The following is a 19480-nucleotide window of genomic DNA, read 5'->3' as shown; positions in this document are numbered from 1 at the left end:
GATGACCCCGATTCTCAGCCAGATCGGCGAGACCGACCACGCCAAGCGCGCCCTGCCCATCGCCAGCCGCCAGACCGTCGTCGCGCACACCAAGGTCCTCCTGCGCGACCACCGCCGCCCGCTGCTGTGGGTGCTCGGCCTGCACGGGCTGGCCGCCCTCGTCGGGCTCGTCGGGCCCTGGGTCGTCGGGCAGATCGTCCAGGAGGTGACCCGCGGCGGGCCGAGCGAGGCGAGGCTGGACCGCATCGACACGCTCATCGTCGTGCTGGCCGCGGCGATCGTCGGCCAGACGGTGCTCACCTGGCTCGCGCGGCGGGCGGCGTTCATCCTCTCCGAGCACGTGTTCGCCCGGCTCCGCGAGGACTTCATCGGCTCCGCCGTGCGCCTGCCGCTGTCCACGCTCGAGCGCGCCGGCACCGGTGACCTCGTCGCGCGAACCACCAACGACATCGACGCGATGACCCACGTCATCCGCTTCGGCATCCCGGCGATCGTCGTGTCGGTCATGACGGTGTCGGCCACGGTCGTCGCCGCGGTGATCACCTCCCCGCTCGCCGCCCTGGCCCTGCTCGCCCCCCTGGTCGTGCACGTCCCGTCGAGCGCCTGGTACCTCCGACGCGCGGGCAAGGTCTACCTCTGGGAGCACGCGAGCTACGCCCGGCTCAACTCGGTCGGCTCGGAGACGATCGAGGGCCTGCGGACCATGGACAACCTCGGGCTGGGCGAGCGCCGGGGCGAGCGCTTCGAGGAGGCGCTCGCCGAGGCCGCGCGGGCCGAGCGGGTCGGCGTGAGCCTGCGGCTGCGGTGGTTCCCCTTCCTCGAGATCGGCTTCTTCCTCCCGATCTCCGCCTCCGTGCTCTGGGGTGGCTGGCTCGCGTGGAGCGGGCACATCTCGATCGGCGCGGCCACGGCGGTGACGCTCTACATCCAGCAGATGCTCGACCCGCTCGGCGACCTCATCAGCTGGCTCGACGAGATCCAGTTCGCCGCGACCTCGCTGTCGCGCGTCCTCGGCGTCGGCGAGGTGCCGCCGGACCGGGTGGCGACCGGCGAGAAGCCGCGGGGGGAGACGATCGTCGTCGACGACGTCCGCTACTCCTACCGCGAGGGTCGCGACGTCCTCCACGGCGTGAGCCTCGAGCTGCGCCCCGGTGAGCGCCTCGCCGTCGTCGGTCCGTCCGGCGCGGGCAAGTCGACGCTCGGACGGTTGCTCGCGGGCATCGACGGACCGCGCACCGGCCGGGTCACCGTCGGCGGGGTCCCGCTCGTCGACCTCGAGCTGGCGGACCTGCGCGGCGAGGTCGCCCTCGTGACGCAGGAGCACCACGTCTTCGTCGGCACGCTCGGCGAGAACCTGCGTCTCCCTCGCCCCACCGCGACCGACGACGAGCTCTACGCAGCCCTCGCGGCGGTCGATGCCGACGTCTGGGTCCGGGCCCTGCCGGACGGGCTCGAGACGACGGTCGGGTCAGGCGGGCACGCCCTCACCGAGGCGCAGGCGCAGCAGGTCGCCCTGGCCCGGCTCGTCCTCGCCGACCCGCACACGCTCGTCCTCGACGAGGCGACGTCGCTGCTCGACCCGCGGGCGGCGCGCCACCTCGAGCGCTCGCTCGCGGCGGTGACCCAGGGACGCACCGTGGTGGCGATCGCTCACCGGCTGCACACGGCATACGACGCCGACCGGGTGTGCGTCGTCGAGGCCGGCCGGATCAGCGAGCTCGGCACCCACGCCGAGCTCATCGAGCGCGACGGGGCCTACGCCGCCCTGTGGCGCGCCTGGCGCGACGAGGACTGACCCCCCACCCCCACCCCACTGGGCGACTTATTGCGCATTCCGACCCCCGCGCGCCGGACTGATGGCGCGTTTCGGCCGGCGTGGCCGGCCGAAACGCGCAATCAGTGGCGCGGCGGGGGTCGGAATGCGCAATAAGTCGTGGGTCAGGCGGGGCGCGCGGCTGGCGCGTTGCGGTCGGGGACGGGGGCCACGGGCATGGGGAGGCTGACCGGAGCTCGCAACAGGTCGGGGTGGACGGCGGGGTGGGAGGCCGGGACCGGGTCGAGCCGGCGGTAGACCTCGCCCTGGGCCGGACGCGGGTCGGCCCCACCCCGGTTGGGCCAGAACGACATCGCGCGCTCGGCCTGGGCCGTGATCGTCAGCGACGGGTTGACGCCGAGGTTCGCGGACACCGCGGAGCCGTCGACGACCGAGATTCCCGGGTACCGCCACAGGCGGTGGTAGGGGTCGATGACGCCGGCCTCGGCGCTCTCGCCGATGGTGACCCCGCCGAGGAAGTGCGCGGTCAGGGGAACGTCGAAGACCTCGCCCCAGCTGCCACCGGCGCTGGTGTAGTCGCCGGTGACCTCCTGGAGCCGGCGGGCCACGGCATGCATCGCGTCGTGCCCCTCCTGGATGAAGGTCGGGTTCGGCTCGCCGTGTCCCTGGTCCGAGGTGAGCCTGCCCCCACCGAACAGCCCTCGACGACGCGAGACCCTCAGCGAGTTGTCGCGGGACTGCATGACGAGCCCGATGATGCTGCGCTCGCTCCACCGCAGCGCCATCGGGAACTGCGTGAGCAGCGCCTTCGGCTCACGCGCGAGCTCGAGGAGGAACTGGATCGGCCGCGGCCACCTCGAGTTCCCGGGCACCAGGAGCGTCGAGAGCAGCCCCATCGCGTTGGACCCGGGCCCGTAGCGGACGTTCTCCACGTGCGTGTGCTCGTCCGGGTGGAACGACGCGGTGATGGCGATGCCCCGGGCGAGCCCGGCCTCGGGGTGAGGGTGCCGGGTCATGGCGCCGAGGAGCGCCTCGCTGTTGGTGCGGGTGAGGTGCCCGAGGCGCTCCGAGATGCGTGGCAGCTCGTCCTCGTCCCGCATGGCGTGCAGCAGCGACTGCGTTCCCCAGGTGCCGGCCGCGACGACGACGTGGCGGGCGGTGATGGTGCGGAGGTCCCTGCCGTGGGCCGGTCCCGTCCGCTCGTGCAGCACCCGGTAGGTCCCTTCCTCGTATGCCGTCCCTGCGCCGTCGCTTCCCGGCACGAGTCCCAGCCGGGTCACGGTGCGCATGGGCTCGATGACGACCCCGAGGGCCTCGGCGAGGTGGAGGTAGTTCTTGCGCAGCGTGTTCTTCGCGCCGTGGCGGCAGCCCACCATGCAGTTGCCGCACTCGATGCACCCCGTCCGGCGCGGTCCGGCGCCACCGAAGTAGGGGTCCTCGACCTCCACGCCCGGTTCGCCGAAGAACACCGCGGCCGGGACCTTGCGGAAGGTCTCGGGCACGCCCATGTCGGCGGCCACGTCGCGCCAGATCTGCTCGACCGGGCCCTCGCAGGGGTTCTCGACGACACCGAGCATCGCCGACGCCGTCTCGTAGTGCGGTGCCAGCTCGCTCGACCAGTCGGTGATGTGCCCCCACTGCGGGTCGCGGAAGAACGCCTCCGGCGGCACGTAGAGCGTGTTGGCGTAGTTGAGGGACCCGCCGCCGACTCCGGCGCCGGCGAGGATCATCACGTGGGGCAGCCGGTGGATGCGCTGGATGCCGAAGCAGCCCAGCTGCGGAGCGAACAGGTAGTTCCGCACGTCCCACGAGGTCTGCGCGAAGTCCTCGTCCTCGAAGCGCCGCCCGGCCTCGAGCATGTGCACCGAGTAGCCCTTCTCGGCCAGGCGCAGCGCGGCCACCGACCCGCCGAAGCCGGTTCCGATGACGACGACATCGACATCGACGTCGACGTCCCCGCCGGCGGGGGCGCCGGTCATCGCAGCCCGAGCAGGCGGGCCGCGCGCAGGGCGACGCTGACGCCGTGGGCGTACGCCTCGGGTGAGACCCCGGGGATGCCGCCGAAGCCGACGAGGTGCTGGACGCTCACGGTCTGGCTCTCGGTGTACTTGAGGATGCCCTCGCGTCCGTGACGGCGGCCGACGCCGGAGGCCTTCATCCCGCCCATCGGGGCGCCCGTGCTGCCCCACGTCGCGGCATACGGGTCGTTGATGTTGACCGTGCCGGTGCGGATGCGCGCGGCGACCCGCCGGCCGCGGGCGACGTCGCGGGTCCAGACGGAGGAGTTGAGGCCGTACTCGGTGTCGTTGGCGAGCTCGACGGCCTCGTCGTCGGAGCCGACCTCGTAGAGCGCGACGACCGGTCCGAAGGTCTCGTCGTCCCGGCACACCATGTCGGCGGTGACGCCGGTGAGGACGGTGGGCTCGTAGACGTACGGACCGACGTCGGGACGCGCCCGCCCGCCGGTGAGGACGATCGCGCCCTTGGCACGGGCGTCCTCGACGTGGCGCCGCACCCTCGAGAGCTGGCTCGGGCCGACGAGCGAGCCCATGTCCGGCCCGTAGACGAGCTCGGTGCCGAGCCGCAGGTCCTCGACGGCCTCGACGAACCGGGTGACGAACTCCCCGAAGACGTCACGGTGGACGAGCAGGCGCTCGGCGCTGATGCAGAGCTGCCCCGCGGAGGCGAAGCACGCCTTCACGGCTCCGGCGACCGCGCGGTCGATGTCGGCGTCCTCGGCGACGTACATCGCGTTCTTGCCGCCGAGCTCGAGGCTGAAGCCGACGAGGCGGGCCGCCGCGGACTGGCCCACGGCGCGGCCGGTGGGGGTCGAGCCGGTGTAGCAGACGTAGTCGGCCTGGTCGACGACCGCCTGGCCGGTCGAGGCCCCCGGTCCGAGGACGACCTGGAGGACCCCGTCGGGCAGCCCCGCCTCGACGAGGAGCCCGTGGGCGGCGAGCGCGGTGAGCGAGGACTGCAGGTCGGGACGCAGGACGACCGCGTTGCCCGCCATGAGCGCGGGGACGGCGTCGGTGACGGCGAGGCTGAGCGGGTAGTTCCACGGCGCCACGACGCCGACGACGCCCTGGGGACGGTGGCTCACGACCGTCCGCGTCAGGCCCGGGATGGCTCCGAGGACGCGCTCGTCGCGCAGGTAGCCGCTCGCCCGGCGGGCGTAGTGACGGGCGACGACGGCGCAGTCGGCGACCTCCTCGAAGGCGTGGCTGCGCGTCTTGCCGCTCTCGAGCTGGACGAGGTCGAGCAGCTCGACCTGGCGCTCGAGGACGAGGTCGTGAAAGCGCAGCATGACGGCCCCACGCCGTTCGAGGCTCCAGCCGGCCCACGCCCGCTGGGCGGCGCGGGCGGTCGCGAACGCGACGGTGACGTCACCGGGGGTCGAGACCGGGAGCGACGCGAGCGGCGCGCCCGTCATCGGCGTGTGGGTCACGTGCTGCTCGCCCCCCGGCCCGGCGACGACGCGCGCGGTGAGCGCGCGAGCCCGAGCCGGGTCGACGGCATACGTGGCGGTGGGGTCGAGCTCCGGGTCGGCGATGACATCGGTCATTACTCAAGGGTAACCAACTCGCCGCCGCGGCGACACCCGTCGCGGGTGAGACCTGCGCCCCACTCGTTCGGTCAGTCGCTCCCGTACGGCGAGACGACGACCTCGACCCGCTGGAAGTCCTTGAGCTCGGTGTAGCCCGTGGTCGCCATGGCGCGGCGCAGGGCCCCGACGAGGTTCGTCGTGCCGTCGGCGATCCGGCTCGGGCCGAAGAGGACCTCCTCGAGCGAGGCCACCGCCCCGACCTCGACCCTCTCGCCGCGCGGCAGCTCAGGATGGTGGGCCTCCGGGCCCCAGTGGAAGCCCCGCCCCGGCGCCTCGGTCGCCCGGGCCAGGGCGGCGCCGAGCATCACCGCGTCGGATCCGCACGCGATGGCCTTGACGATGTCGCCGCTCGTCCCGACGCCCCCGTCCGCGATGACGTGGACGTAGCGACCGCCGCTCTCGTCGAGGTAGTCGCGGCGGGCGGCCGCGACGTCGGCGATGGCCGAGGCCATGGGGGCGTGGATGCCGAGCGTGCGGCGGGTCGTGTGCGCGGCCCCGCCACCGAAGCCGACGAGCACCCCGGCCGCCCCGGTGCGCATGAGGTGGAGCGCGGCCGAGTAGGTCGCGGCACCGCCGACGATCACCGGGACGTCGAGCTCGTAGATGAAGCGCTTGAGGTTGAGCGGCTCGGTGCGGCCCGAGACGTGCTCGGCGGACACGGTGGTGCCGCGGATGACGAACAGGTCGACGCCGGCGTCGACGACCGTCTTCCAGAGCTGCTGGGTGCGCTGCGGGGTGAGCGCACCGGCGACGGTGACGCCGGCCTCCCGGATCGTCCGGAGCCGCTCGGAGACGAGGTCGGGCTGGATGTCGGCCCGGTAGATCTCCTGCATCCGCGCGGTCGCGAGCGCCGGCTCCAGCGTTGCGATCTCGGCGAGCAACGGCGCCGGGTCCTCGTAGCGGGTCCACAGCCCCTCGAGGTCGAGGACCGGCAGGCCACCGTGGCGGCCGAAGGCGATCGCGGTCTCGGGCGACATGACCGAGTCCATCGGCGCCCCCATGACGGGGAGGGCGAAGTGGTACGCGTCGATCTGCCACCCGATCGACACCTCCTCGGGGTCGCGGGTGCGCCGGGAGGGCACCACCGCGACGTCGTCGAAGGAGTAGGCGCGCCGGGCACGCTTGCCACGTCCGATCTCGATCTCGTTCACGCCCCGAGCCTAACCACGGCCATGGAATAACGGATTGGCGCCCGGCGCTCGGGCAGGAGCACAATGAAACGTTGCGGTTCTCCCGCGCCCCGGCACCGTCGCCGAACCCCATAATCCTTTTGCTCTCCCGAGGAGACCCTTCCTTGTCCACTCCTGCGTCCAGCCCTGCCCAGACCGAGTACCCCGACAAGATCGACGGTGCCGTCCTCAAGATCGCGGGTGTCGTCGTCCTCGGCGCCATCATGTCAATCCTCGACATCACCGTCGTCAACGTCGCCCTGCCGGACCTCCAGACGACCTTCACCGGCGAGGACAACCCGCTGCCCTACTCCACGGTCGCGTGGACGGTCACCGCCTACACGCTGGCCCTGGCCACCGTCATCCCGCTCACCGGGTGGGCCGCCGACCGCTTCGGCACCAAGCGCCTCTACATGCTCGCGCTGCTGCTCTTCACGGCCGGCTCGCTGCTGTGCGCCGCGGCGACGAGCATCAACATGCTCATCCTCTTCCGCGTCGTCCAGGGTCTCGGTGGCGGTCTGCTCATGCCGCTCGGCATGACGATCATGACCCGCGCCGCCGGCCCGGCCCGGATGGGTCGGCTCATGGCCATCCTCGGCATCCCCATGCTCCTCGGCCCCATCGGTGGCCCGATCCTCGGTGGCTGGCTCATCGACAAGGTGTCCTGGCACTGGATCTTCCTCATCAACCTGCCGCTCGGCATCGCCGCGCTCGTCTACGCGCAGTGGGCCCTGGCCAAGGACGCCCCCGAGCCCACCGAGTCCTTCGACTGGCTCGGCATGGCCCTCATGAGCCCCGGCCTGGCCTTCTTCCTCTACGGCGTCTCCTCGATCCCCGAGGAGGGCACGATCAGCTCGCCCAAGGTCCTCGGCTTCGCCGGGGCCGGCCTGGCGCTCATCACCGCCTTCGTCTTCCACAGCTTCCGCCCGGAGCACCCGCTCCTGGACCTGCGGCTGTTCAAGAACCGCAACCTCACGTGGTCGATCGTCACGATGTTCATCTTCGCCGGCGCGTTCTTCGGCGGCCTCCTCCTCGTGCCGACCTACCTCCAGACGGTGCGTGGTGAGGGTGCGCTCGACGCCGGTCTGCTCGTGGCCCCGCAGGGCCTGGGCGCCATGATCACGATGCCGATCGCCGGGGCGCTCGCCGACAAGCTCCCCGTCGGCCGCATCGTTCCCTTCGGCCTCGCGACGATCACCCTCGGCATGTTCGGCCTGACCCAGGTCGACGGGGACACGTCCTACTGGGGCTACCTCATCCCGGTCCTCTTCGTCATGGGCCTCGGCATGGGCGCGACGATGATGCCGCTCATGACGTCGGCCATCAAGACGCTCACCTCCCACCAGGTGGCGCGCGGCTCGACCCTGCTCAACATCAGCCAGCAGGTCGCCAGCTCGATCGGTGTCGCGATCATCTCGGTCGTGCTCACCAACGGCCTGCGCAACGAGCCGCTCGTGTCGCAGGCGGCCGCGTTCGGTGAGGCCTCGGCCCAGGACCCCGCCAACACGCCGTCGCTGCTCCAGCAGTTCCCGCTCGTCGGCGAGATCCTCGGGCGCTTCGGCGACGACGCCGCGGCCGGCCAGGCTGCGCTGCAGTCCGCGGTCCAGAACGCGATGGGCGAGGTGTTCGGCAGCACGTTCTTCGTCGCCGCGATCATGGTCGCGTTCACCCTCGTCACGGCGGCGTTCCTGCCGCGCAAGCACGAGGAGAGCCACCTGCTCGACGACGCCGACGCCCGCGAGGTCGCTCCCCCGGTCATCCTGCACTGACCCTGCGCTGACGCCCCGCGCGCCCCGTCGACGGCCGGTCCACCTCGGGTGGGCCGGCCTTCGGCATGCTGGGCCCATGGACGCGCCCCTGCCCGGTCGGCACAACGCCATCACCGACGTCGCCGGGGTGCTCGTCGGCCACGTCACCCGCGACGAGCCCGGCTGGCTCACCGGCGTGACGGTCGTCGTGCCGCCGCCGGGGACGGTCGGCGGCGTCGAGGTCCGCGGCGGCGCACCGGGGACGCGAGAGACCGACCTCCTCGACCCGACCTGCCTCGTCGACCGCGTCGACGCCGTCGTCCTCGCCGGCGGCAGCGCGTTCGGGCTCGCCTGCGCGGACGGGGCCCTCCACGGCGCGTTCGCCGCCGGGCTCGGCTGGTGCGTCGGCGAGCCCGACGAGGTCGTGCCCGTCGTCCCGGCCGCGGCGGTCTTCGACCTGGGTCGCGGCGGCGCCTTCGGTCACCACCCGGACGCGGCGGACGGGCGGACGGCCTACGCGGGAGCGCACGACGGACCGGTGGCTCAGGGCGCGGTCGGCGCGGGGACCGGGGCGCGCTCCGGTGGCCTGCGCGGCGGCGTGGGATCGGCGAGCGCGGTCGTCGACGGCGTGACGGTGGGAGCGCTCGTCGTCGTCAACGCGATGGGCTCCCCCTGCGACCGGGACGGCAGCCTGTATGCCGTCCGCTCCGGTCTCGCGGACGAGTTCGGCCGGGTGCCCGCTCCCGACCCCGAGCAGGTCCGGACCTACTGGGAGGAGCGCTCCGCCGAGGTGGACGAGCTGCGCGCCGGGACCGCGACGACGATCGGGGTGGTCGCGACGGACGCGACGCTGACCAAGGTCCAGTGCCGCAAGCTCGCCGAGGTGAGCCACGACGGCCTCGCGCGAGCCCTGTCACCGGTGCACACGGCATACGACGGGGACACGCTGTTCTCCCTCGCGACGGGCGACGGCCCGGCACCGGACGAGATCGACCTCGTCCGGCTGCAGACGGCCGCCGCGGACTGCGTCACGCGGGCGGTCGGCCACGCGATGCTCGCCGCGGCGTCGGTCGACCGGACCGCCGAGGGCGGCGTCGCGCTCGCGTCGTGGAGCGAGCGCCTCACCGCGGGCTGAGTCCGATCAGCCGAAGTGGCGGATCATGAACTCCGTGTCGACGTCGCGCCCCCCGGTGGGGTCGGGCGGCGGCTCGGTCTGCTGCGACGTCGTCATCTGCTCGGGGGCGATCCGCGGCAGGTCGACGTGCACACGGTGCGCGAGGTCCGTGGGGTGGGGGTCGGACTCGGGCACGGGGACTCCTCGTGGTCGTCGGTGACCCCAGTGTGGCCCACGGGGCTCAGCGGGACGAGTAGTTCGGCGCCTCGACGATGCCGGAGATGTCGTGCGGGTGGCTCTCCTTGAGCCCGGCCGTCGTGATCCGCACGAAGCGGCCCTTGGCCTTGAGGTCGGTGACGGTGCGCGCGCCGACGTAGAACATCGACTGGTGCAGCCCGCCGACGAGTTGGTGGGCGACGGCCCCGACCGGTCCGCGGTAGGCGACCTGGCCCTCGATGCCTTCCGGGACGATCCGGTCGTCGCTCGTGACGTCGGCCTGGAAGTAGCGGTCCTTGGAGTAGGACTTCTTGCCCCGCGAGCTCATCGCGCCGAGCGACCCCATGCCGCGGTAGGCCTTGAACTGCTTGCCGTTGATGAAGACGAGCTCACCCGGCGACTCCTCGCAGCCCGCGAAGAGCGAGCCGATCATCACCGAGTCGGCCCCGGCGACGAGCGCCTTGGCGATGTCGCCGGAGTACTGGAGGCCGCCGTCGCCGATGAGCGGGACGCCGGCCGGCCCGCACGCCTGCGCGGCGTTGTGGATCGCGGTGACCTGAGGGACGCCGACGCCGGCGACCACGCGCGTGGTGCAGATGGAGCCCGGACCGACCCCGACCTTGACGGCGTCGACGCCGGCGTCGATGAGGGCCTGCGCACCGGAACGGGTGGCGATGTTGCCGCCGATAACCTGCACGTGACTGGTCGCCGGGTCCTTCTTGAGCCGCTCGATCATCTCGAGGAGGAGGCGTGCGTGGCCGTGGGCGGTGTCGACGACGAGGACGTCGACGCCGGCCTCGATGAGGGTCGTGGCCCGCTGCCAGGACTCGCCGAAGTAGCCGACGGCGGCACCGACGAGCAGGCGGCCGGAGACGTCCTTGCTCGCGTGCGGGAACTGCTCCGACTTGACGAAGTCCTTGACCGTGATGAGGCCGGTGAGGCGGCCCTGGGCGTCGACGAGCGGCAGGCGCTCCCGCTTGTGCTGCCGCAGCAGGCTCGTCGCCTCCTCGTGCCCGATGTCCTCGGGGCCGGTGAAGAGCGGCATCGGCGTCATGACGTCGCGCACGAGGGTCGTGGCCCACTCGGCGACCGGGGTGAAGCGGAGGTCCCGGTTGGTGATGATGCCCAGCAGGTGGCGGCCCTCGTCGAGGACGGGGAGGCCGGAGACGCGGTAGCGCCCGCACTGCTCGTCGAGGTCCTCCAGCGTCGCGTCCGGGCCGATCGTCACGGGGTTGGAGATGCGGCCGGTCTGGGTGCGCTTGACGAGGTCGACCTGGTAGGCCTGGTCCTCGACCGAGAGGTTGCGGTGGAGGATCCCCAGGCCGCCCTCGCGGGCCATGGCGATGGCCATCCGCGCCTCGGTGACCGTGTCCATCGCCGCCGACACGAGCGGCACCCGCAGGCTGATCTCGCGGGTGAGGCGCGAGGTGGTGTCGACCTCGCTGGGGATGACGTCGGTCTCGCCGGGCTGGAGCAGCACGTCGTCGTAGGTCAGGCCCAGCTCGGCGAACGGTGCCGGGAGTCCTTGGGTGACGGCCTCGGCGGCCCGGGGCGCCGGGGCGCCGGATGAAGACGTCGGCGCCGGGGCGCCGGACTCGGCCTCGAGGTGGGTGGGGCGGTCGACACCAAGGCTCATTGCGCAAGTCTAGGCCAGCCGCGGACACGGTCGGAGTCGGCCACGGGGCGGCCCGACTTTGCCAATATTTTACTCGGGCAAGACCCGCTGCATGCCAACCCGTTCCTAGCCTGATGCTGCGCGGCACGGACGCGGAGGATGGCCGGCGCGACGACGCGTCGACCGGACGGAGGAGGGGTCATGACTGACATCGCACGACCGCCCAAGCCGACGCTCGACGTCTGGGAGTGGCAGTTCGACGGTCACTGCCGTCAGGTGAGCCCCGAGGTCTTCTTCCACCCCGAGGGCGAGCGCGGCAACCAGCGCCGCAGCCGCGACGACCGGGCCAAGGCCGTCTGTGACACGTGCCCCGTCCTCAAGCGGTGCCGGGAGCACGCCCTCGCGTCCCGCGAGCCCTACGGCGTCTGGGGCGGCATGACCGAGGACGAGCGGATTCGCATCATCAACCAGCGCGAGCTCGCGAGCTGACCGCCGTCAGGACCGACTGAGCGCGCCGCCGGCCGGCCGGGAGTGACCAGGGACACTCCCGGCTGACCGGCGCCCCGCACGTGCCCGGGTGGCTGGTCTGGATCAGGGAGAACCGTCCAGCCACCCGGGCATGACCTCTGCCCTCCCTGACCGACGGGCGACGGGCGACGGGCGACGGGCGACGGGCGCCCGGTCCGGCACACCACAGCGTCTGCGTGGTTGGTCAGGTTTCTCACCAACGGCGCAGACGCAGAGGTGACCGCTGCCGCTGGGAGGTCAGGCGCAGAGCCAGTCGACCCCGGCCCCCACGTGCAGCGCCGTGGTGTCGTACTGCGGCAGGACGCCGTCGCCGGGGCCGAGCAGCAGGCCGATCTCGGTGCACCCCAGGATGACGGCGTCGGCGCCACGGCCGGCGAGACGCTCGACCACTGACAGGTACTCCGTGCGCGACTCCTCGCGGACGACGTCGTGGACGAGCTCGTCGTAGATGACCCGGTGCACCGTCTCCCGGTCGTCCTCCGCGGGGACCAGCACGTCGAGCCCGCGCTCGCGCAGCCGCCCGGCGTAGAAGTCCTGCTCCATGGTGAACCGCGTCGCGAGCAGGGCGACGCTCCTGCGCCCGTCGGCGATGAGGGCGTCCGCCGTCGGGTCCGCGATGTGGAGCAGCGGGACACCGGCCGCGTCCTGTACGGCGTCCGCGACCTTGTGCATGGTGTTGGTCGCGAGGAGCATCGCCTCCGCGCCGCCGGCCGCCAGGCCCCGCGCGGCGTCGGTGAGCACGGCGGTGGCGACGTCCCAGTCGCCGTCGTGCTGGGCCCGAACGACCGGGTCGAAGTCGACGCTGTGGAGCAGGAGTCGTGCCGAGTGGTGGCCGCCGAGCCGGGCCGCGACGCCCTGGTTGAGGCCGCGGTAGTAGGCGGCCGTGCTGGTCCAGCTCATCCCGCCGAGCACTCCGAGCATGCGCATGCTCGCACCCTAGGCCACGTCGTGACGCACCTATCCTTGGTCGCGTGACCCCCACCGAGATCCCGATCGCCGGCGAGAGCATCCGCCTCGGCCAGCTCCTCAAGTTCGCGTCGGTCGTCGAGGACGGCGCCGACGCGCGAGCCGTGATCGAGGCGGGCGAGGTCGAGGTCAACGGTGAGGTCGACACCCGGCGGGGCCGCCAGGTGCGCCCCGGTGACACCGTCCGCTACGCCGGCGAGACCTTCGCCGTCATCCGGGAGCTCTAGGCCCGGGGTGCGACGAAGGGCACCAGGACCTCGTCCACGAGCTCCACGACGAGGTCGTCGTCGATGGGGTCACCGGTGAAGAGGAGCCGGTGCCACAGAACACTCTGTCCCAGCTCGCGGGCGAGGTGGACGGGCACGTCCACGCGGACGTCCCCCCGGCTGGACACCACGGGCGATCAGGGCCGACATCTCCGCCTTGCGGTAGCCGATGACGTCACTCCGAAAGGTCTGGGCGAGCTGCTCGTCCTGGACCGACGCAGCGACGACGCCCCGCAGGATCGCGGCCTGCGGGCCCGTGAACAGGGCCCCCACCCACGCAGCAGCGCCGGCATGTCACCGCGGTAGCTGCCGGTGTCCTCGTGCGGGATCGCGGTCCTCGCGATGGTCGGCAGGGTGTCGCGCAGCAGGGTGCGACGATCCGGCCAGCGGCGGTAGAGGACCGGCTTGCTCGTCTTGGCGGCGCTGGCGACGGCCTCCATCGTCACCGCTGCCGGCCCGCCCCGGGCCAGCAGCTCCAGCGCTGCCGCACGAATGGCGTCGTCGAGCTCGGCCCCCCGTCGGCGTGTCGCCATGTCCGCCTCCCGTCCGGCTGAGGAAACGCTTCGTCGGGGCCTTCGGTGGCGACCCGCGCCACGCCGTCGACGTGGTGGACCGCGTCGAGAAGCTCGACGAGACCGGCATCCGACTGGTGACACGGGTCGCCGGGGCGATCCTCCTCCAGCTCGAGCACACGTGGTCCGCCGGCGTCGAGGGCACGCACTACGTGAGCGTGATGGACATCGGCGCACGCAGTGCCCTCATGGGGCCGGTGAACGCCCACCTCAGGCGACGGTTCCCGGACGACATGGCGCACGCCTGGGTCCGCCACAACATCGAGGAGGTGGGTCAGCTCGAGCACCTGCTCCCCCGGCTGGCCCGCTCGAGCGCGGCGCCACCGCGCTGAGCCGGGTCAGGGGGTGGGGGGCATGCAGCGGATGACGGTGACGTCGCCGCTCACGGTGACGTCACCGGCTGCGTGGGGGACGAGCAGCACGTCGCCCGCCCGCACCTCGCGGGTGCCGTGCCGGGACGTGAGCGTGCCGGAACCGTCGACGACGACGACGGCCGCGTATGCCGCGGGCACGGTGACGTCGCCCGTCACCGGCCGGACGACCTCGGCGCTGAAGAACGCGCTCGCCTCGTCGGGCAGGGCTGGCCCGTGGCCCTCGACGTCGGCCCACCGCCGTCGCAGCGACGCGAGCCGCTCGGCCGTCACCGGTCCGTGGTCCACGCTGTGCAGCGCCAGCGGACGGTCCAGGCCGAGGAAGGCGTGGTCGAGCTCCAGCCCGAACCGCTCGTGCTCGAGCATGACCGAGAAGTCGGTCGGCTCCTGGAGCTCGAGGATGAGCACGCCCTCGCCGATGGCATGCGGCTGGCCCGCGGGCACGAGCACGGCGTCGCCGACGGAGACCTCGATGGGGTTGAGGGCGGCGAGCAGGCGCTCGTCCTGCGCGTCGACGAGATCGGCGAGCGCCTCGGTCGAGAGCTCGTCGCGGAAGCCGACCCACACGGTCGCGCCGGGCTCGGCGACGAGGACGATCCACGCCTCCGTCTTGCCGTGGTCGCAGTCGAGGTGGGCGGCCGCGAACTCCCGGCTCGGGTGCGAGTGGACCGGCAGGCGCTCGCCGCTGTCGAGCAGCTTGGTGAGGAGGTTCGGCTCCTCGCCGAAGCGGGCCACGTGCGCTGCGCCGAGCCAGCCGCGCGGGTCGGACCGGAGGGCGTCCGGGAGCGGGACCCCGGTGTCCAGGGTCGTCACTCCCCCGCCCCCCTCGGCGAAGAGGTGCGCGGAGGAGCCCACCCAGTCCTCGGGACGGTAGCCGTCGAAGTCCGCCGGCACCTCCTGCCCGCGGAAGGCGAGGATCCGTTCGCCGCCTCGGTAGAACCGACGGGGGGTGTTGGCCGCCAGCGTGGCGGTCGTGGCCGGTGCCGTGGTGGTCGGGGTGTCGGTCATGGCAGAGCCTTCCGGAGACGTGCGGATGCGGGGAGCCGGCCGGACTCCCGGACGATGAGACGGGTCGGCATGACGACGGTCTGGGCCGGCGACTCGTCACCGAGCAGTCGGGCGAAGAGCTGGAGGACCGCCTTCTGGCCGATCGACGCCGGGTCCTGGTGGACGACGGTCACGGCGGGCTCGACGAGGTCGGCGAGCTCGAAGTCGTCGTAGCCGACGAGCCCCATCTCGACCCCGACGGCGCGCATGGCGTGCAGCGCGGCCAGGGTGACCCGGTTGTTGCCGGTGATCACGGCGGTGACCGGCGCCCGCTCCCGCGACCACGCGCTGAGCCGGGTCGCGAGCGAGTCTGCGGTGTGGGGGCCCATCACCACGCGGGTGTCGCCCGGCAGGCCCAGGGCGTCGTGGATGCCGACGAACGCCTCGCGCCGCTGCCGCGCGGTCCAGAACTCGGCGTCGTCCCCGAGGAACGCGATCCGCCGGTGACCGTTGGCGACGAGGTGCTCGACGGCGCTGCGCACCCCTCCCGGGTTGTCGCTGATCACCGTGTCGCACGGCTCGCCGCGCACCGGACGGTCGACGTAGACGATGGGGGTGCCGCTCGCCGACACCGTCGGGTCGACCACCGGCTGCTCCCCGGCGGGGACGACGACGAGCCCGTCGACGCGGCGGTTGATGAGCCCCTCGAGCACGACCCGCTCGCGGGTCGGCGAGCCCTCGGCCGACGCCGTGATGAGCTGGTGCTGACGGATGCGGGCCTCGCGCTCGACCGCGGCGCTGATCTGCGAGTAGAACGGGTTCGCGAGGTCCTCGACGACGAGCGCGATGGTCTGCGTGCGGCCCTGACGCAGGATGCGGGCGCCGTCGTGGCGCATGAACCCGATGCGGTCGATGACCCCCCGCACGCGCTGCTCGGTGTCGCGGCGCACCCCGGACTCCCGGTTGACGACCCGCGACACCGTCTTGACGGAGACGTGCGCCTCCGCCGCCACGTCCGCCATGGTCGGCCGGGCCGATGTCCGCTTCCCTGACAACGCTGTCACTCCCTGATCACACCAAACTCCGTGCCCCGAGGCAACGTGAGCACGGACTCCCACGCTCACGGTGCCCGAGCTTGTCCGATTCCGTGTCCCCACCGGACAAGGGGGTCTCGCGCTGCGCTGTTGACGACGGGCCAGCAGGGTGGGGCGGGACGGCTGGTCACGGGAGATCGGCCGACTCGCGGATCCGGGCCCACCCCAGCGTGGGTGACCCCGGATCCCCGACACCAGAGCCACAGAAACGCGTATGCCGCGTGCGTCCCCGGGGGGAGGCACGCGGCACACGCGTCTGTGAGGAGCGAACGGCTCAGTGCGAGTGGCCGTGGCCGCCGTGGCCGTGGCCCGCGGAGTTGCCGTCCTCGTCGACCTTCTTCTCGACGACGAGGGTGTCGGTCGTGAGGACCATGGAGGCGATCGACGCGGCGTTGCGCAGCGCGGAGCGCGTCACCTTGACCGGGTCGATGACGCCGGCCTTGACGAGGTCCTCGTACTCGCCCGTGGCGGCGTTGAGGCCCATGCCCGGCTCGAGCTCGGAGACCTTGGCGACGGCGACGTAGCCCTGGAGGCCGGCGTTCTCGGCGATCCAGCGCAGCGGCTCGGCCGCGGCCTTCTGCACGATGGCGGCGCCGACCTTCTCGTCACCCTCGAGACCGAGCGTGTCGATGACCTTGACGGCCTGGATGAGGGCGGAGCCGCCACCGGCGACGATGCCCTCCTCGATGGCCGCGCGGGTCGCCGAGATGGCGTCCTCGATGCGGTGCTTCTTCTCCTTGAGCTCGACCTCGGTGTGGGCGCCGACCTTGATGACGCAGACGCCACCGGCGAGCTTGGCGAGGCGCTCCTGGAGCTTCTCGCGGTCCCAGTCGGAGTCGGTGCGCTCGATCTCGGCCTTGATCTGGCCGACGCGGCCCTCGACCTCGGTGCGGTCGCCCGCGCCGTCGATGATCGTCGTCGTGTCCTTGGTGACGACGACGCGACGCGCCTGGCCGAGCACGGTGAGGTCGGCCGACTCGAGCTTGAGCCCGACCTCCTCGGCGATGACCTGGCCACCGGTGAGGACGGCCATGTCCTGGAGCATCGCCTTGCGGCGGTCCCCGAAGCCGGGCGCCTTGACGGCGACGACGTTGAAGGTGCCGCGGATCTTGTTGACGACGAGCGTGGACAGCGCCTCGCCGTCGACGTCCTCGGAGATGATGACGAGCGGCTTGCCCGACTGGACGACCTTCTCGAGGATCGGCAGGACGTCGGCGATCGCCGAGATCTTGCCCTGGTTGATGAGGATGTAGGCGTCCTCGAGGACGGCCTCCATGCGCTCGGCGTCGGAGATGAAGTACGGGGAGATGTAGCCCTTGTCGAACTGCATGCCCTCGGTGAACTCGAGCTCGGTGGACGCGGTCGAGGACTCCTCGACGGTGATGACGCCGTCCTTGCCGACCTTGTCGAACGCCTCGGCGATGGTGGCGCCGATCTCGGGGTCCTGCGCACTCAACGACGCGATCGCTGCAACTTCACCCTTCCCGTCGACCTCACGGGCGTTCTCGAGGAGACGCTCGGACACGGCGTCGACGGCCTTGTCCATGCCGCGCTTGAGCGCGGCCGGGGCGGCACCGGCGGTGACGTTGCGCAGGCCCTCGCGGACCATGGCCTGGGCGAGGACGGTCGCGGTCGTCGTGCCGTCACCGGCGACGTCGTTGGTCTTGGTCGCGACCTCCTTGGCGAGCTGGGCGCCGAGGTTCTCGTAGGCGTCCTCGAGCTCGATCTCGCGGGCGATGGTCACACCGTCGTTGGTGATCGTGGGGGCACCCCACTTCTTGTCGATGACGACGTTGCGACCCTTCGGGCCGAGCGTCACCTTGACGGCGTTGGCGAGGGCGTCGACGCCACGCTCGAGCGCCTTGCGGGCGGAGTCGTTGAACTCCAGTTCCTTGGCCATGTTTGTCCTTCTCTTGTCGTTGCGTCTGCGTCGGTGGCGGCTCTGGCAGCCGTCCACGCAGACGCAAGCAGTGGTGGAACGAGATGCGCGTATGCCGCGGGCTCACCGTGGAGGCGAGCCCACGGCATACGCGGTGGTTCAGGTGTGCCGCGAGGGCACGGGCGGTGCGTCGATCAGCCGACGACGGCGAGGACGTCGCGGGCGCTCAGGATGAGAAGCTCCTGGCCGCCGTGCTTGACCTCGGTGCCGCCGTACTTGCTGAAGATGACGCGGTCGCCGACGGCGACGTCGAGCGGGACACGGTTGCCGTTGTCGTCGATGCGACCGGGGCCGACCGCCAGGACCTCGCCCTCCTGGGGCTTCTCCTTGGCGGTGTCCGGGATGACGAGACCGGACGCCGTGGTCTGCTCGGCCTCGAGCGACTTGATGACGATGCGGTCCTCGAGCGGCTTGATGGAAACCGACACTGTGTGACCTCCCCTTTGGGATGAGTCGAAGGTGGACATGTGTGCGTACGCGCTGCGGTGCTGTGGATCCGAATCGCCGTCGCGGGGGTCGAGTCGAGCCGCGTGCGCTGGCACTCACACGAGGCGAGTGCCAATGCCCCAAATCTAGGTCCGTGGTTAGCACTCGGTCAACTCGAGTGCCAGAACTTCTCCCGCTGTTCGCCGAGGGCGCAGCGACTGCGCCAATCCGGTGGCCGGCGCTCCCGCCCCGCCTGACAGGCTCCCCGCATGACTGCACCCGACCCGGCGAGCCTGCTGTCCGCCTACGACGCCCAGCTCCGCCGCGACGCCGAGATCCCCTCGGCCCTCTCGTCGACGGCGGTCGGTCCGCTGCTCCTCGCGACCTACCTCGGCGGGCGCGGCTTCATCACCTACCGCAGCCTCGACACCGACGCCGGGCCCGCGACGGAAGAGACGGTCGGGGGGCTCGTCACCGCGGCGGTGGAGCACTACCGCGCCCGGCCCGAGGTCCTCAAGGTCGAGTGGAAGTCCCGCGGGCACGACCACGCCCCGGGCCTGCACGCGGCGCTGCTCGCGGCCGGGTTCGAGCCCGAGGAGACCGAGTCGGTCATGGTCGGTGACGCGGCCCTGCTCGCCGTCGACGTCATCCTCCCGGAGGGGGTGACCGTGCGCCGGGTGAGCGACGAGGCCGAGGTCCGACCGATGCTGGCCATGCAGGCGGAGGTCTTCGGCGACGACCCCGAGGACGCCGCGGCCCACGACGAGGAGGTCCTGCACCGCCTCCGCACCCGCGACGACCTGGAGATGTGGGTCGCCGAGGTCGCCGGGCAGGTCGTCAGCGCCGGACGCCTCGAGCCGGTCGACGGCACCGACTTCGCCGGAATCTGGGGCGGTGCCACCCGCCCCGAGCACCGGGGCCGCGGGATCTACCGGGCGCTCACGGCGGCCCGCGCCCGGTCGGCGATCCGGCACGGGAAGCGCTACATCCACAGCGACTCGACCGAGTTCTCCCGGCCGATCCTCGAGCGGTCCGGGCTCGTCAAGGTCACGACGACGACTCCATATGTGTGGAAGCGGTGACAAAAG

At 72.2% G+C, this 19480-nt stretch carries 19 protein-coding genes; 7 read left to right on the top strand and 12 right to left on the bottom strand.

Annotated features, from left to right (window positions below; all coding sequences use genetic code 11):
- Position 1 precedes the first annotated feature (1 nt).
- Complete coding sequence (locus AC3EU2_RS11785; protein WP_488176486.1) at positions 2 to 1795, top strand: ABC transporter ATP-binding protein; 1794 nt, start codon at positions 2 to 4, stop codon at positions 1793 to 1795.
- A 143-nt stretch (positions 1796 to 1938) separates the two neighbouring features.
- On the opposite strand, the gene AC3EU2_RS11780 is transcribed toward AC3EU2_RS11785, so the two are convergent.
- The 3 genes from AC3EU2_RS11780 to AC3EU2_RS11770 all read right to left on the bottom strand — a co-directional run bounded on the left by AC3EU2_RS11780 (position 1939) and on the right by AC3EU2_RS11770 (position 6532).
- On the bottom strand, positions 1939 to 3753 hold the full coding sequence (locus AC3EU2_RS11780; protein ID WP_488176485.1) for a GMC oxidoreductase: 1815 nt from the start codon (positions 3751 to 3753) through the stop codon (positions 1939 to 1941).
- A complete protein-coding gene (locus AC3EU2_RS11775) occupies positions 3750 to 5339 on the bottom strand; it encodes a succinic semialdehyde dehydrogenase (protein ID WP_488176484.1) in 1590 nt (529 codons plus the stop codon). The genes AC3EU2_RS11780 and AC3EU2_RS11775 overlap by 4 nt, the downstream gene beginning before the upstream one ends.
- Positions 5340 to 5410: 71 nt before the next feature.
- Positions 5411 to 6532 (bottom strand): GuaB3 family IMP dehydrogenase-related protein, encoded by a 1122-nt coding sequence (locus AC3EU2_RS11770; protein ID WP_488176483.1) that lies wholly within the window; start codon positions 6530 to 6532, stop codon positions 5411 to 5413.
- Between the two features lie 143 nt (positions 6533 to 6675).
- Here AC3EU2_RS11770 and AC3EU2_RS11765 point away from each other — a divergent pair, with 143 nt between their 5' ends.
- On the top strand, positions 6676 to 8319 hold the full coding sequence (locus AC3EU2_RS11765; RefSeq protein ID WP_488176482.1) for a DHA2 family efflux MFS transporter permease subunit: 1644 nt from the start codon (positions 6676 to 6678) through the stop codon (positions 8317 to 8319).
- A 76-nt stretch (positions 8320 to 8395) separates the two neighbouring features.
- On the top strand, positions 8396 to 9433 hold the full coding sequence (locus AC3EU2_RS11760; protein WP_488176481.1) for a P1 family peptidase: 1038 nt from the start codon (positions 8396 to 8398) through the stop codon (positions 9431 to 9433).
- Positions 9434 to 9439: 6 nt separating this feature from the next.
- Here the strand turns inward: AC3EU2_RS11760 and AC3EU2_RS11755 are convergent, their stop codons facing one another.
- Both AC3EU2_RS11755 and guaB read right to left on the bottom strand, forming a co-directional pair.
- Positions 9440 to 9607, bottom strand: a complete 168-nt coding sequence (locus AC3EU2_RS11755; RefSeq protein ID WP_488176480.1) for a hypothetical protein — start codon at positions 9605 to 9607, stop codon at positions 9440 to 9442.
- A gap of 46 nt (positions 9608 to 9653) precedes the next feature.
- Positions 9654 to 11264, bottom strand: coding sequence for an IMP dehydrogenase (gene guaB, locus AC3EU2_RS11750; protein WP_488176479.1), 1611 nt, complete (start codon positions 11262 to 11264; stop codon positions 9654 to 9656).
- Between the two features lie 180 nt (positions 11265 to 11444).
- Between guaB and AC3EU2_RS11745 the strand changes: the two genes are divergently transcribed.
- Positions 11445 to 11732: a WhiB family transcriptional regulator gene (locus AC3EU2_RS11745; RefSeq protein WP_488176478.1), complete on the top strand. Its 288-nt coding sequence runs from the start codon at positions 11445 to 11447 to the stop codon at positions 11730 to 11732.
- A 276-nt stretch (positions 11733 to 12008) separates the two neighbouring features.
- Here the strand turns inward: AC3EU2_RS11745 and AC3EU2_RS11740 are convergent, their stop codons facing one another.
- A complete protein-coding gene (locus AC3EU2_RS11740; RefSeq protein WP_488176477.1) occupies positions 12009 to 12698 on the bottom strand; it encodes an aspartate/glutamate racemase family protein in 690 nt (229 codons plus the stop codon).
- A gap of 44 nt (positions 12699 to 12742) precedes the next feature.
- On the opposite strand from AC3EU2_RS11740, the gene AC3EU2_RS11735 reads away from it, so the two are divergent.
- The gene (locus AC3EU2_RS11735) at positions 12743 to 12964 is read left to right on the top strand and encodes an RNA-binding S4 domain-containing protein (protein ID WP_488176476.1); all 222 of its coding nucleotides are present in this window, start codon (positions 12743 to 12745) and stop codon (positions 12962 to 12964) included.
- Here the strand turns inward: AC3EU2_RS11735 and AC3EU2_RS11730 are convergent.
- Both AC3EU2_RS11730 and AC3EU2_RS11725 read right to left on the bottom strand, forming a co-directional pair.
- Positions 12961 to 13131 carry a TetR/AcrR family transcriptional regulator C-terminal ligand-binding domain-containing protein gene (locus AC3EU2_RS11730; protein WP_488176475.1) on the bottom strand — a complete coding sequence of 57 codons (171 nt, stop codon included), beginning with the start codon at positions 13129 to 13131 and terminating at the stop codon, positions 12961 to 12963. The genes AC3EU2_RS11735 and AC3EU2_RS11730 overlap by 4 nt on opposite strands.
- A 9-nt stretch (positions 13132 to 13140) precedes the next feature.
- Positions 13141 to 13536 (bottom strand): helix-turn-helix domain-containing protein, encoded by a 396-nt coding sequence (locus tag AC3EU2_RS11725; RefSeq protein ID WP_488176474.1) that lies wholly within the window; start codon positions 13534 to 13536, stop codon positions 13141 to 13143.
- Here AC3EU2_RS11725 and AC3EU2_RS11720 point away from each other — a divergent pair.
- Positions 13527 to 13907, top strand: coding sequence for a hypothetical protein (locus tag AC3EU2_RS11720; protein ID WP_488179522.1), 381 nt, complete (start codon positions 13527 to 13529; stop codon positions 13905 to 13907). The two genes, AC3EU2_RS11725 and AC3EU2_RS11720, sit on opposite strands and share 10 nt — an antisense overlap.
- 6 nt (positions 13908 to 13913) lie before the next feature.
- On the opposite strand, the gene AC3EU2_RS11715 is transcribed toward AC3EU2_RS11720, so the two are convergent.
- The 4 genes from AC3EU2_RS11715 to groES all read right to left on the bottom strand — a co-directional run bounded on the left by AC3EU2_RS11715 (position 13914) and on the right by groES (position 18394).
- Positions 13914 to 14954: a class I mannose-6-phosphate isomerase gene (locus AC3EU2_RS11715; protein WP_488176473.1), complete on the bottom strand. Its 1041-nt coding sequence runs from the start codon at positions 14952 to 14954 to the stop codon at positions 13914 to 13916.
- Positions 14951 to 15955: a LacI family DNA-binding transcriptional regulator gene (locus tag AC3EU2_RS11710; RefSeq protein WP_488179480.1), complete on the bottom strand. Its 1005-nt coding sequence runs from the start codon at positions 15953 to 15955 to the stop codon at positions 14951 to 14953. The genes AC3EU2_RS11715 and AC3EU2_RS11710 overlap by 4 nt, the downstream gene beginning before the upstream one ends.
- Before the next feature lie 346 nt (positions 15956 to 16301).
- Positions 16302 to 17927 (bottom strand): chaperonin GroEL, encoded by a 1626-nt coding sequence (groL, locus tag AC3EU2_RS11705; protein ID WP_488176472.1) that lies wholly within the window; start codon positions 17925 to 17927, stop codon positions 16302 to 16304.
- Positions 17928 to 18100: 173 nt separating this feature from the next.
- Positions 18101 to 18394, bottom strand: a complete 294-nt coding sequence (groES, locus tag AC3EU2_RS11700; protein WP_035940235.1) for a co-chaperone GroES — start codon at positions 18392 to 18394, stop codon at positions 18101 to 18103.
- Between the two features lie 267 nt (positions 18395 to 18661).
- Here groES and AC3EU2_RS11695 point away from each other — a divergent pair, with 267 nt between their 5' ends.
- Positions 18662 to 19474: a GNAT family N-acetyltransferase gene (locus AC3EU2_RS11695; RefSeq protein WP_488176471.1), complete on the top strand. Its 813-nt coding sequence runs from the start codon at positions 18662 to 18664 to the stop codon at positions 19472 to 19474.
- Positions 19475 to 19480 lie beyond the last annotated feature (6 nt).

Source organism: Knoellia sp. B-D-2, assembly GCF_057714695.1.
This window is presented reverse-complemented; position numbering and strand designations above follow the sequence as displayed.